The 13,379-nt window shown below is 64.6% G+C and carries 10 protein-coding genes and 1 pseudogene; 3 read left to right on the forward strand and 8 right to left on the reverse strand.

Translation table 11 applies throughout. The features are described from left to right. The first annotated feature begins 34 nt into the window (after nucleotides 1-34). The 3 genes from BLR80_RS10965 to BLR80_RS10975 are packed head-to-tail and all read left to right on the forward strand — an operon-like array spanning nucleotide 35 to nucleotide 2,053. The gene (locus tag BLR80_RS10965) at nucleotides 35-508 is read left to right on the forward strand and encodes a CGGC domain-containing protein (protein ID WP_092080013.1); all 474 of its coding nucleotides are present in this window, start codon (nucleotides 35-37) and stop codon (nucleotides 506-508) included. A gap of 25 nt (nucleotides 509-533) precedes the next feature. Then, entirely contained in the window at nucleotides 534-1,550 is a 1,017-nt protein-coding gene (locus BLR80_RS10970; RefSeq protein WP_092080016.1) for a 4Fe-4S binding protein, read from the forward strand. Nucleotides 1,551-1,579: 29 nt separating this feature from the next. Then, nucleotides 1,580-2,053, forward strand: a complete 474-nt coding sequence (locus BLR80_RS10975) for a PAS domain S-box protein (protein ID WP_092080019.1) — start codon at nucleotides 1,580-1,582, stop codon at nucleotides 2,051-2,053. 107 nt (nucleotides 2,054-2,160) lie between these two features. On the opposite strand, the gene BLR80_RS10980 is transcribed toward BLR80_RS10975, so the two are convergent. The 8 genes and pseudogenes from BLR80_RS10980 to BLR80_RS13005 all read right to left on the reverse strand — a co-directional run. Continuing rightward, complete coding sequence (locus BLR80_RS10980; protein ID WP_092080022.1) at nucleotides 2,161-4,443, reverse strand: ATP-dependent helicase; 2,283 nt, start codon at nucleotides 4,441-4,443, stop codon at nucleotides 2,161-2,163. Further along, nucleotides 4,436-6,235, reverse strand: coding sequence for a chloride channel protein (locus BLR80_RS10985; RefSeq protein WP_245691498.1), 1,800 nt, complete (start codon nucleotides 6,233-6,235; stop codon nucleotides 4,436-4,438). The genes BLR80_RS10980 and BLR80_RS10985 overlap by 8 nt, the downstream gene beginning before the upstream one ends. 49 nt (nucleotides 6,236-6,284) lie before the next feature. Next, nucleotides 6,285-6,725 carry an SseB family protein gene (locus tag BLR80_RS10990; RefSeq protein ID WP_092080025.1) on the reverse strand — a complete coding sequence of 147 codons (441 nt, stop codon included), beginning with the start codon at nucleotides 6,723-6,725 and terminating at the stop codon, nucleotides 6,285-6,287. 221 nt (nucleotides 6,726-6,946) lie between these two features. Then, nucleotides 6,947-9,889, reverse strand: coding sequence for a sensor domain-containing protein (locus BLR80_RS10995; RefSeq protein ID WP_171906429.1), 2,943 nt, complete (start codon nucleotides 9,887-9,889; stop codon nucleotides 6,947-6,949). Next, the gene (locus BLR80_RS11000) at nucleotides 9,870-10,859 is read right to left on the reverse strand and encodes a PhnD/SsuA/transferrin family substrate-binding protein (protein WP_171906430.1); all 990 of its coding nucleotides are present in this window, start codon (nucleotides 10,857-10,859) and stop codon (nucleotides 9,870-9,872) included. Before BLR80_RS11000 ends, BLR80_RS10995 begins: the two co-directional genes overlap by 20 nt. 78 nt (nucleotides 10,860-10,937) lie before the next feature. Continuing rightward, nucleotides 10,938-12,005 carry a protein-glutamate methylesterase/protein-glutamine glutaminase gene (locus BLR80_RS11005; protein WP_092080034.1) on the reverse strand — a complete coding sequence of 356 codons (1,068 nt, stop codon included), beginning with the start codon at nucleotides 12,003-12,005 and terminating at the stop codon, nucleotides 10,938-10,940. Between the two features lie 95 nt (nucleotides 12,006-12,100). Next, entirely contained in the window at nucleotides 12,101-12,937 is an 837-nt protein-coding gene (locus BLR80_RS11010; protein WP_092080037.1) for a CheR family methyltransferase, read from the reverse strand. 143 nt (nucleotides 12,938-13,080) lie between these two features. Further along, nucleotides 13,081-13,379, reverse strand: a pseudogene (locus tag BLR80_RS13005) (hypothetical protein); the annotation flags it as partial.

The raw sequence follows: 13,379 nt of genomic DNA on the forward strand, positions 1-13,379 counted from the left end.
AAGCCACAGCGGCCACGCGCCAGGAGACAACAGCATGACAGCAAGCGATAAAACCTATCTGGTGGTGGTGCAGTGCCACCTAGTGCAGCAGCGCTGCAGCGGCTTTCACTGCGAAAAAGCCTTTACCGACCGCACCGGCGGCTTTGCCCGTTATGCCGATCAGCCCGGCTTGCGGCGGCTGAGTCTGACCTGTGGCGGCTGTTGTGGCCGTGCCCTGCAGCGCAAGCTCAGTCATTTGCTGCGCAGCGCCCACCAGCGTGACGGCATTGAACCGGCGCAGGTGGTGGTACATCTGGCCTCCTGCATCTGCAAGGACAACCACCACGGGCCACCCTGCCCGCACCTGGATTATCTCAAAATCCTGGTCAGTCGTCTGGGGCTGGATCTGGTTGAAGACAGCTGGATCTCACGCACAGCTGAAAAACGCCGGCAGCAGGGACTCTACACCCCCAATGGCGAGCCGGAACAAACCGTTGTGGTCAGCAGCCCGGTCCGGCCGCTGCCTTGACCGCCGCTCCAACCAAGGAGAGATCATGAACCCAACCTTCCCGCGTCCTGCCGCCCTCAACCGGCCGAGCCGCTGGCGGCAACTGATACAATGGCTGTTCCTGTTGTGGATTCTGTGGCTGGGCTGGCGCTTCGGCCAATTCGTTGGCCATTTTACCAGCCAGGGGGCAACCGCCTTTGTACCACGCCCGGCCGGTGTCGATGGCTTTTTGCCCATTGGCGGTCTGGCCAGCCTGAAATTGTGGCTGCTGCGCGGCGAAATCGACCCCAGCCACCCGGCAGCGCTGGTGCTGCTGCTGACCTTTCTGGCCATGAGTCTGCTGGCGAAAAAATCCTTCTGTTCCTGGCTCTGTCCGGTCGGCACCCTGTCGGAAGGCGCCTGGAAGCTGGGCCGCAAGCTGCTGGGCCGCAACTGGCGCATGTGGCGCTGGCTCGATATTCCGCTGCGCGGGCTGAAGTACGCCTTGCTGGGCTTTTTCGTCAAGATTCTGCTGCTCGACATGCCCAGCTTCGCCATCGCGTCCTTTCTGCAATCGCCCTACTGGGCCATCAGCGACGTAAAAATGTTGCGCTTTTTCACCGCGCCGTCCAGCCTGACCCTGACGGTCGTCGGGGTCGCGACACTGCTGTCGCTGGTGTACCAAAACTTCTGGTGCCGCTATCTGTGCCCCTATGGCGCACTGCTCGGACTGTTCAGTCTGCTCAGCCCGTTCAAGATCCGCCGCGAGCGCCACAGCTGCACCAGCTGCCAGCGCTGCAGCGCCGCCTGCCCGGCGCTGCTGCCGGTACACCGGCTTGATACGGTGATGAGCGTGGAATGCACCGGCTGCCTCACCTGTGTCGACAGCTGCCCGCACGGCAGCCTGCGCATGGGAACCCTGATCGAACGCAAGCCCCTGCCACGCTGGGTTTTTCCGCTGCTGGTGCTGGTCCTCTACAGCGGCGGCGTCAGCCTCGGCATGGTCAGCGGCCACTGGCACAGCAGTCTGGAATACAGCGATTACCTGCGGCTGATCCCCCTGGCCGACCGCATCGGCCACTGACCGGTCAGCCCCTGCCCAAGGAGAGCGCCATGACGACCGCCACCTCGCCACCCGACAACGCGCAACGCAACCTCGCCGACCTGCTGCGCCAGGCCATCGACCAGGCACCCGATGCCATTCTGCTGGCGGATGCCGGCGGCGCCATCCGTTACTGGAATCGCGGCGCCGAGCGGCTGTTCGGCTTCAGCGCCGCCAAAGCCCTGGGGGCCTCCCTTGATCTGATCATTCCCGAGCGCCTGCGTGAACGCCATTGGCAGGGCTACCACCGGGTGATGGCCGGCGCGCCCAGCCGTTACGGCGACGATCTGCTGGCGGTGCCGGCCCTGCACCAAAACGGCCAGCAGCTATCGAGCGAGTTCAGCATTGTTCTGCTGCACGATGGCGCCGGCGCCCCCTGTGCCATTGCCGCCATCCTGCGCGATGTCAGCGCCCGTCACGCCCGCGAAAAGGACCTGCGCCGCAAACTGACCGAAGTGGAGCAACAGCTCGGCGCCACCCGCTGACGGACAGCCCGCCAGCCAATTCGCCCCTGCCAGAAACACCAAAAAAGCCCGTTGCGCACGAACAGTCCCGCGCAACGGGCTTTTTGCTTCACAGATACAGGCGGCGCTCAGGCCGGTTCAAGACCGGCAAACTTGAGCAGCAGACGTTTGGGGCCATGCAGGTTGAAATAGACGATCACCTTCTGCTTGTCGCCGGCCCCCTCCAGCCGGCGCACGGTGCCGACGCCGAAGCGGGCGTGGCGCACCCGGCTGCCAATACGCAGGGTCGGGGCGGCGCCGGCCTCCACCTCGATAACCGGCTCCGCCGCCGCCAGGCGCGGGCCGGGCGAGGGCGGGGCAGGCGGCCGCTCAACCACGGGCAACGCCGCAATCGCCTCGTCCTGGTCCGTGCGGGGCAGCTGTTCAAACAACGATGCCAGATTGTGCGCTGCCGGCTGGCGCAGCGGCGCGCTGCCACAACCGGCCAGCAAATGCGGCGGCACCTCGGTCAGGAAGCGGCTGGGCGGATTGAACTGGTAGCTGCCATAGACCCGCCGGCGACCGGCGGCGGTCAGAAACAAGCGCTCGCGCGCCCGCGTCATGCCGACATAACACAGCCGCCGCTCCTCCTCGATCTGCTCCTCCTGGCCCCCGGCGCGCTCGGCCGGAAACAGCCCTTCCTCCATGCCGGTCATGAACACCACGGAAAACTCCAGGCCCTTGGCGGCGTGCAGGGTCATCAGCGTCACCCGGTCGAGACTGGGATCGTAGGCATCCAAATCGGTGACCAGCGCCATCTGCTCCAGGTAGTCCTGCAGCCGCTCCAGCGGACTGGCGCTGTCCTGCGCCTGTTGCAGGCGGCTGTCGTGTTCCTCCATGCCGGCCAGCAGCTGATCGAGGTTCTCCAGCCGGTCCTGGGCTTCGCTGCTATCGTCCTCACGCAGCATGGGGCCATAACCGCTGGCATCGATCAGTTCAGCGGTCAGCTGCGGAAACGGCGTCTGCGCCGCACGGGCGCGAAAGTCCTCGATCAGCGCGACAAACTCGGCCAGCCGGCGGGCCGCCGCGCCGCCGAGCAACCCATCGGCGACAGCCTGGCAACAGGCCGGATAGAAACCGCCGGCGGCCTCGGACAAGGGCGCAATCCGCTCGACGGTGGCGGCGCCGATGCCGCGCGCCGGCACATTGATAATGCGGCGCGCCGCGACACTGTCGGCCGGATTGACCAGCAGGCGCAGATAGGCCAGCACATCCTTGATTTCCAGGCGGGCGAAGAAGCGCATGCCACCGAACATGACATAGGGCAAGCGCTCGCGTACCAGCGCCTCTTCCAGCACGCGCGACTGGGCGTTGGTGCGGTAGAGCACCGCCATGTCGCGCAGGTGGCGGCCGGCGGCATGCAGCTGGCGCAGCTGACGGACAACAAAGTCAGCCTCGGCCAGATCGTCGTTGAGCACCTCGGCATGGATCGGCTCGCCGCCCTGCTGCTGCGTCCACAGGGTCTTGCCGGCCCGGGCGCGGTTGTTGGCCACCAGCTGGCTGGCCGCTTCGAGAATCACCGCTGTCGAGCGGTAGTTCTGCTCCAGCCGGATGGTATGACAGCCGGGAAAATCGCGTTCAAAATTGAGGATGTTGCCGATTTCGGCGCCACGCCAGCGGTAGATCGACTGATCATCATCCCCCACCACGCACAGGTTGCCGTGCCCGGTCGCCAGCATGCGCACCAGCCGGTACTGCACGGCGTTGGTGTCCTGGAATTCGTCCACCAGCACGTGGAGAAAACGCTCGGCGTAGCGCTGGCGAATGGCCGGCTGCTGCTCGAACAGCTGGCAGCACTGCAGCAGCAGATCGCCGAAATCGAGGGCGTTGGCCTGGCGCAGCTGCTCCTGATAGGCCTGATAAACCTGGCGCAGCTGGGCGCTGCGCGGATCATCGGCCGGCAGATCCTCTGGCAAAAGGCCACGATTCTTGGCGGCATCGATGGCGGCGGCCGCCGTGCGCGGCTTGAGACTTTTCTCGCTGATGCCCAATTCCTTCAGCACCACCTTGAGCAGCCGTTCCTGATCCTGATCATCGTAGATGCTGAAGCTGGCGCTGTAACCGGGCAGGGCGGCGATCTCGCGCCGCAGAATGCGCACGCAGGCACTGTGAAAGGTGGCCACCCAGGGCGGTTCACCACCATCCAGCAGCCGTTCGATGCGGCCGCGCATCTCGGCGGCGGCCTTGTTGGTGAAGGTCACCGCCAGAATGCGCCAGGGCGGCACCCCCTGCTGCTGGATCAGATGGATCACCCGCCGGGTCAGGGTACTGGTTTTGCCGCTGCCGGCACCGGCCAGAATCAGCAACGGGCCATCGCCGTATTCCACCGCCTCGCGCTGACGGTCATTGAGACTGGCTGCGGTTTCAGCCACCGCTGTCCTCCTTGAGGGTGCGCGCCATCAGCGCGCGGTTATAGGCCGACACCATGTCGCGCCGCGAAATGATGCCGACCAGCTGCTGGCGGCAATCGCGCGCCACCACCGGCAGCTGCTCGATGTTGCGGTAACCGATGCGGCGCATGGCCTGGTCGAGGTTCTCATCCTCAAACACCGTGGTCACCTCGATGGTGGCCAGTTCCTTGACCACCACCAGATCGAGCAGATCCTTCTCGAACACCACGCCGAGAAAATCCTGCACCGAAATGATACCGGTCAACTCGCCCATCTGATTGACCAGCGGGAAATTGGTGTGGCGGGTCTGGCTGATGAAATCGGTAAACTGGCGCAGGGTCATGCTTTCGGGCAGGGTCACCGGCTGACGGGCCATCACATCGCCCACCCGCAGCGACTTCATGATATTGCGTTCCTTGCCAGCCTCCAGATTGATGCCGGCGCGCGCCAGTTCAACGGTATCGAGACTTTCCTTGCAGAAATGCCGGCTGATGGTGGTCCCCACCACGCAGGTCAGCATGATGGGCACGATGACCTGATAGGACGCCGTCATCTCGAACAGCAGGAAGATTGCCGTCATGGGCGCGTGGGTGGCGGCGGACAGGAAGGCCCCCATGCCAATCAGGGCGTAGGCGCCGGGCAACAGACCCAATTGTGGCAGCAACTGCTGCGCCAGGTGGCCGAAGCAGCCGCCGATAACGGCACCGATGTACAGAACCGGCGCGAACAGACCGCCGGGCATGCCCGATCCCAGGGTAATGGAGGTGGCCAGCGCCTTGAACAGCACCAGCGCCAACAGCAGCCGCCAGGTACCGTCCCCCTGCAGAAAACCGTTGATAAACTCATAGCCGTTGCCAAACACCTGCGGCAGACCGATCCCGATGAGGCCGACCAGCAGCATGCCCAGCAGCGGCTTGACCAGGCGCGGCAGCCGCAAACGGTCAAACAGACCCTTGACCCGGAAATGACTGTCGATAAAGGCCGCCGCCAGCACCCCGACCAGCAGACCCAGCAGCAGATAAAGCAGCAGTTCCCAGTGCGAACCGACCTGATAGGGCGGCACCGCGAAAGCGACCTCATTGCCCAGCAGGGCACGCGACACCACGGTACTCATGCCGCTGGCAATCACAATGGAGGTAAAACTGGCGATCTCGAAGGATGACAGCAGCACGATTTCCTGGGCAAAGAACACCCCGGCAATGGGCGCGTTGAAGGTGGCCGCCACCCCGCCGGACACGCCACAGGCCACCAGCACCTTCAGGCGGTTGCCACTGACCTTGAAGCCCTGACCGAACTGGCTGCCAACAGCACCACCAATCTGGGCGATGGGGCCTTCCTGGCCGGCACTGCCGCCGGTTCCCAGGGTAATGGCGCTGGCCAGGCCACGGGTGAGAATGGTGCGACCGGGGATCTTGGCGCCGCGCAGATTGACCTGCTCAAGAAAGGCGGAAAAACCAAAGCGCAGATCGCGGGCAAAGAACAGTCCAAAGGGAATCAGCAGCAGCGCGCCGCTGAGAGGGAACAGCACCACCCAGAAACGTTGGGGACTGAACTGATTGAAATCGATCGCGAAAAAGCTGACGCCCTGTTCGATGACCAGCCAGTGAAAAAACTCGATGGTCCGGCGAAAAGCGAAATTGCACAACCCCGACAGCAGGCCGATGGCCACCGCCAGGATGGCCATGAAGGTATTCTCGCTCAGGCGCAAGCGGCTGGTCAGAACCAGCGGCCCACGGCGCAATAGCGCCAGCAGGCGGGTAAATAAATTCAGCATGGGAGTGCGTCCCGCGGGTGATCCGTCCCGGCTGGCGCTGGCGCCAGCATCAGTCCTCGTCGGCGGCATCCGCCTGCTGACACTGCTGAACCACCTCGGCCAGCCAGGCAATTTCATCGGGTACGAAGGTCTTGGAAAAATCCGTCCCGACATTCAGCGCCCAGTGCAGCGGCGCCTGCGACTGTTCGGCCAGCAGATAGCCCGGTGCCTTCATGAAGGGAACCGGCTGCTGCGCCCAATCCTGCAGACGCTGCTCGGAATCAAACAGCAGCAGGTAGTCATCACCGTCCGATTCAAGTACCAGCGGAAACCCCTGAGACTGCTCCTCGCCTTCCGCTGCCGGAGGCTCGGTCTCGGGATGCAGCGGCAGGAAAAACACCGTATTGAGCACCAGATCGTAGAAGCGGCTTTGCACGTCGGGATTTTCCGGATTGTCGCGGTACTCTTCAAGGGCCTGATCAAGGCTCAGGCCGGTCGGGCTGTCGTTCATGGCATGCTCCTGGTACACAAAAGGGGGGGTCGGCAGGTTCGACGCCAGGAACAACCCATGACATCGCGAAAAAAACAGGGCTCGGATGTTACCCAATCCGCCGGCAGCTGGCAACCGCAAGAACGGGAAAAACGGTTTTCGCCGGCAAAAAGATCACGGGGCGGTCGGCCAGCGTGTCATGCCCGCTGGCGGGAGAGGGATCAAAGACGCAAAACAGCCGGTTAATGAATCAGCGGCTGGCCAGCCCGCACCAGGGCGAGAAACTCGGCTTCCGGCAGCGGTTTGGCAAACAGATAGCCCTGACCATAGGCAAAGCCGATCTGGCGCAGCCGTTCGTGCTGCACCGCCTCCTCGATACCCTCGGCCACCAGCTCGAATTCCATGGCACTGGCAAAGGCCACCAGCGACTGGGCCAGGGCCGCGTCGCTGCGGCTGCGATGGATATCGGTGACAAAGGCGCGGTCGAGCTTGACCCGGTCGACCGGAAAACGTTTGAGGTAGGCCAGTGAGGTATAACCGGTGCCGAAATCGTCCAGCGCCAGGGCCACGCCCAGGGCGTGCAGTTCCTCCAACAGCGGAATGGCCTGGGCGACATCGTTCATCATCAGGCTTTCGGTCAGTTCCAGTTCCAGACAGGCCGGTGGAACCTCGCTCTGCTGCAGGATCTGGCGCACCGTTTCGACAAAGCCCGCGGTCTGGAACTGGCGCACCGACACGTTGACGGCAATGCGCAGCCAGTCGCCAGTGGCGGCCTGATGGCGGCGGATGAGATCACAGCTGGTGGCCAGAACCCATTGCCCAATCGGCAGAATCAGGCCACTGCTTTCCGCCACCGGGATCATGCGATCGGGCGTGACCCAGCCCAGCTCGGCCGACTGCCAGCGCAGCAGGGCTTCGGCGCCGACCAGCCGGCCATCGGCCAGGCTAACCTGCGGCTGGTAGTACAGCTGCAGTTCGCCGGCCTCGATGGCCCGCCGCAGATGCCGTTCGATGCTGAAGTGCTCGCTGGCACGGCGGGCGAAATCGCTGGAGAAGAAACAGAAACGATCGCGGCCCTGCAGCTTGGCCTGATGCATGGCACGGTCGGCATTCTCCAGCAGCGCGCTGTCATCGGCGCCATCATCGGGATAGCAGGCGATGCCGATACTGGCACTGAGAAACAGTTCCATGCCGTCCAGTTGGAGCGGCGCCCGCACCGCCTCCAGCACCTTGATGGCAATCTGGGTGGCCTCGTCGTTGCGCAGGCCGCACACCAGCAGGGCAAACTCATCGCCCGACAGCCGCGAAAAGGTGTCCTCGGCCCGCACACAGTCCCTGAGCCGCTGGCCGATTTCCACCAATACCTGATCGCCGACGGCATGGCCGAGACTGTCATTGATCTTCTTGAAATGATCCAACCCCACCGCCAGCACGGCCACGCCGACCTGCTTGCGGCTGGCGCGCTTGAGGGCCTGCTGCAAGCGGTCGCGCAACAACACCCGGTTGGCCATACCGGTCAGGGGATCGGTCTGGGCCAGCTTGAGCATCTTTTCTTCCCAGGCCTTGGCCTCACGCAGATCGGCGAACAGCGCCACATAATGACGCAGCGTGCCCTGCTCATCGCAGAGCGCGCGAATCTGCAGCCAGGCGGGGAAATTCTCGCCCGATTTGGCCCGGTTCCAGATCTCGCCCTGCCAGCTGCCCTGCTGGCGCAGCTGCTGCCACAGCTGCTGATAGAATTCCGGCCCGTGGCTGCCCGACTGCAGCAGGCGCGGGTTCTGGCCCAGCACCTCGGCCTCGCTGTAACCGCTGATGCGGCTGAAGGCCTGGTTGACGGCCTGGATGCTGCCGCTGCTGTCGGTGACCAGCACCCCTTCACTGCTGTTTTCCATCACCAGCGACAGCAGCTGCAGGCGCGCCTCACGCTCGCGCCGCTCGCGAATATCGCGCACACTGGTCAGAACCGCCTGACTGCCCTGAAAATGCACCAGGGCGCTGCGCACCTCGACGGGCACCCAGGAACCGTCGCGATGGCGATGGGCACACTCGAAGCGGGTCACGCCATTGTGCAACAGATCGCTGAAATGATTGCAGTTGCTGCGCTGGCACAGCAGGGTGCAATGAGTGCCCAGCAGCTCCTCCAGCGAATACCCCACCATCCGCAGATAGGTCTGGTTGGCCATCAGCAGCAGACCGTTGAAATCGCGCAGCACCAGGCCATCGGCACTGTGATCGAACAATTCCTGATAGCTCTCCAGGTTACGGCGCAGTTCCAGCCGCAACGCCTCCAGCTCGGCCTCGGCCTGCCGGCGTTCGGTCACATCCTGCAGCAGCAGCTGGATATGGTCGTCGTCGCCGAACTTCAACCGACTGGCGCGAATCTCCACCTGGCGCCGCCGCGTGGTCAGGCAAACCTCCTGCGCCGCCTGGCCCTGCCGCACCACCGCCGCCAGCAGCGCCTCCACCTGGGGCCAGACCGTCGTGCTGTGCAGTTCGCGAATGGCCAGCCCCGTCTGATCACCCGCCAGGCCCAGCAAGCGGGCCGCCGCCGGATTCATGCGCTCGACCTCGCCCTGGGGCGACAGCACCACGATGGCCTCGCGCGACTGTTCAAACAGGGCGGCATAAGCCTGCTGCTCGCGCGCCACCGCGCTGCTGAGCGGGTCAAGGCCATAACGGCGCACCACCCGCCAGACCAGAAAACCGAACACCAGTGTCAGCAGCAGCAGGCCACTGGTCACCTTGAGGCTGTGTCGACCCCACCAGCCGGGAACCTGGCCATCGCTGCGACGTAACTGCAGCCGCCCCAGCAGCTCACCGGCAACAGCAATCTCCAGCTGCGCCTGACGTAGTCCGGTGCTTGGCTGCGGCCGCTCGGCCTGGTACAGCATAAAACCGTTGGGCGCCTGCAACGCCACGCCGGCAATCAGCGCATCCTGTTCAAAGTAGCCCTCCAGCAGGGCGCGGACCTGCACATAGTCGCCCCGCAACAGCGGATCGCGCAGCTGGGCCCGCAGCAGATTCTGTTCACTGACAAAGCTCTGCTGCAGGGTCTTCTGCAGACCCAGCTGGCGCGCCCGCTGGATCAGCAGACTCTGCAGCAGCACAAACAGCAGCAACAGCAGCAGCACCACCGCCAGGGTACGACCATAACCCGTCGAAAATTTAGTGCGCAGGCGTGACACCAGCTGCTTCCTCCCCCTGTTCCATACCCGCGACGCCTTGATCCTGCGCCCAGTCCACTGGCGTGTCCGCAAGAGACTCCAGCCCCCGCAGACCGTCGTAGTCGCTGTCCTGCACCGGCGCCACGCAGCGGGCATCGGGACGCAGCGCCCGCAACAGCGTCCGGCCTTCGGCACTCAGATGCAGCTGCTGCAGGGCCGTGCGCAGGCAATCCACCAGCTGCGGCTCAAGGGTCGGGCTGGCGATAAACAGGTGATCGGCCACCGGCGGCAACGGCGCCAATACCCGCAGGCCCGCCCCCTGCAGGCTGTCGAGCACCTCCTGCTTGACCGCGCCGGCGGCATAGCGCCCCGCCAGCACCGCGTAAGCCACGTTATCGTGGTTGCCCAGAAAAGCCACCGCCGCCAGATCCTCCAGCCCCAGCCGATGCTCGGCCAGCACCGCCCGGGGCACCATGCAGCCCATGGTGGAATAGGGCGCCACCAGCGCCAGGGTCTGACCGCGCAGATCGGCAACCTGGCGCAGCGGGCTGTCCTGCCGCACCACCAGAGCGCCGCGCAGCAATCCCCGGCCGTCGCTCAGGCTGCCGAGCAACTGCAGGCGGGGCTGCTGCTGGCGCAACCGGACATAGAGGGTCGGGCCGGTGAAGGCCAGCTCCAGCCCCGGCTGGCCGAACTGTTCGGCCATGTCACCAAAACTGGGCAGAATCCGCCACTGCACCGGTCGGCCACAGACCCGGCTGAGGTGCGCGCACAGCGGCGCGAAACGCCGTTGCAGTTCCGCGGCATTGAGATAGGGGTGCACCCCCAGGGTCAGACTGTCCGGGTTCAGGCTGCGGCTGGGCACATAATGGGCCGCCGCCGGTGGCTGGCCCGGCCCCAGCAGCACCAGCGCCAGGCAGGCACACAGCAATGCCAGCCGCCGCTGCCAGCCGAGGCTAAAAACCGTAACAGATCGCGTCGTCCCAAGCATCCGTTTCATCCTTTTCTGGGCGCTGCTGGTGCCAGCGCAAAACCGCCGTGGGAGCGTTTTTACACCGCCAGCAAGCCATCAGCGTTCCAGTTGCAGCACCCTGGCCGCCAACTGGTCAAGAGGCAGCGACAGATCGACCCCGCCCGCCTTGACCGCTTCCTTGGGCATGCCATAGACCACACAGGTCGCCTCGTCCTGCGCCAGGGTGGCGGCACCCGCCTCCTTCATTTCCTTCATGCCCCTGGCGCCATCGTCGCCCATGCCGGTCATGATAACGCCAATGGCGTTCTTGCCGGCGTAACGGGCCGCGCTGCGGAACAGCACATCCACCGACGGCCGATGGCGCGAAACCAGCGGCCCGTCCTTGATTTCGACATAATAGCGCGCGCCGCTGCGCTTGAGCAGGGTATGACGATTGCCCGGCGCGATCAGGGCGCGGCCGCGGATCACCGAATCGCCATCGGCCGCCTCCTTGACCGACAAGCGGCACAGCCCATCGAGGCGGCGGGCAAAGGCGGCGGTGAAATTCTCCGGCATGTGCTGGACAATCACGATACCCGGCGCATCGGCCGGAAACTGCAGCAGAAATTCACGCAAGGCCTCGGTACCGCCGGTGGAGGCGCCGACCACCACCACCTTTTCAGTGGTCTGCACCAGGGCGCGGCTCGAACCCTTTTCCAGCACGGCGTCGGCGGTCAGCTTGGGCGCCACCGTCAGGGACGGCCGGCCGGTGGGGCGCAGTCGCGCCTGCGCCGCCGCCTTGACGGCATCGCAGATACGCACCCGCGATTCCTCCAGAAACTGCTTGGTGCCCAGCTGCGGCTTGGTAATGATATCGACGGCGCCATATTCCAGCGCCCTGAGCGCCGTTTCCGACCCCTGGGCCGTCAGACTCGAACACATGACCACTGGAATCGGATGCTGGGTCATGATCTTTTTCAGAAAGGTCAGGCCGTCCATTCGCGGCATCTCGACATCCAGCGTGATGACATCGGGAATCTGCTCCTTCATGCGCGCCGCGGCGATGAAGGGATCGCCGGCAGTGGCCATGACCTCGATCTGCGGGTCGGACGCCAGGATGCTGCTGAGAGCCTCGCGCACCACGGCGGCATCGTCAACGATCAGAACACGAATCTTCTCGGCCATGGCCTGCCTCCCGGCAAAAAAGATGAAGTCGCAAAACGTCCGGCCCTGGGCGCGTTGCTGAGCTGTTACCACCTCAGCAAAAAAGGGTTCAGGGCTCAGACCGCAGCCAGCGCCGGCTGGTGACGGTAAACGGTCGGCGCGATCTGCTGCAGGGGCACCGCATAGCCATGCAGCGATTCCGAATGCCCCAGAAACAGATGGCCGTCGGGCTGCAGATGACGGCAGAATTTCTGCACCAGCCGCTCCTGGGTCGGGTGATCGAAATAGATGATCACATTGCGGCAGAAAATGACATCTAGAACAAAGGGCAGGGCAAACTGTTCGTCCATGAAGTTGAGCCGGCCGAAACGCACATGCCGGCGCAGCTCCGGCACAATGCGCACCAGCGGGCTGGTGCGGTCGCGGCTGCGCAGCAGGTAGCGGCGGCGCAAGGCCATGGGCACCGGCGCGATCCGCTCCTCGTGATAGACCGCCTGCTTGGCCTGATCGAGCACACGGGTGGAGATATCGGTGGCGATGATTTCGAAGACAAAATCGCTGTGCTGGCGGGCATAGTCATCCAGCACCATGGCCAGGGTATAGGGTTCCTCGCCGCTGGAACAGCCGGCACTCCAAACGCGGAAGCTGCGCCGGCCCAGGCGCTGCCAGGCCGGCAGCACCTGACCGACCAGGTAGTCGAAATGGCTCGGTTCGCGAAAAAAATCGGTCTTGTTGGTGGTAACGGCGTTGAACAGATGAATCTTTTCCAGCTGCTGGCCGCGGGGGCTGAACAGATAGTCGCAGTAGTCGCTCACCGTGGCCAGCTGCAACTCGCGCAAGCGCTTGTGCAGCCGGCCGGCCAGCATGGTGCGCTTGTTGTCGGTCAGCCGGATGCCGAGTTCATCGTAGATGTAGGCGCTGATACGCCGGAATTCCGCCGGGCCGATGTCCATGCTGTCCTCACGCAGAGCCTTGGCCGCTGAGAGCCGCGCAGCAGCTCTCAGCGGCCTTTTTCCCGCCGTTCGCCACCGTCTTGCGTCAGGCACAGGCCCCGTGGCGGTCCACCTCTGATACGCACCCGCGTGTCTTGCCGGTTTCAGTATTCCTCGAACTCGTCGTCAAGCTTGTCCTTGCCGCTGCCCATGTCCAGCAGCACCCCGGCGCCGCTGGCAGCGCCAGCCTTGGCCGCCGGCCGGGCCGCGCCGCCCCGGGCCACATGCGCAATGCGCGGCGGAACCTTGGGGGCAGAGGCTCTGCGCTGGCTTTTGCCCGTGGTCGCCACCCGGAAGAAGCTGATGGTGTCCTGCAGCTGCTCGGCCTGACTGGAGAGCTCCTCGCTGGTGGAGGCCATCTCCTCCGAGGCGCTGGCGTTCTGCTGGATCACCTGGTCAAGCT

The sequence above is a fragment of the Desulfuromonas thiophila genome (assembly GCF_900101955.1).
GTDB lineage: Bacteria > Desulfobacterota > Desulfuromonadia > Desulfuromonadales > Desulfuromonadaceae > Pseudodesulfuromonas > Pseudodesulfuromonas thiophila.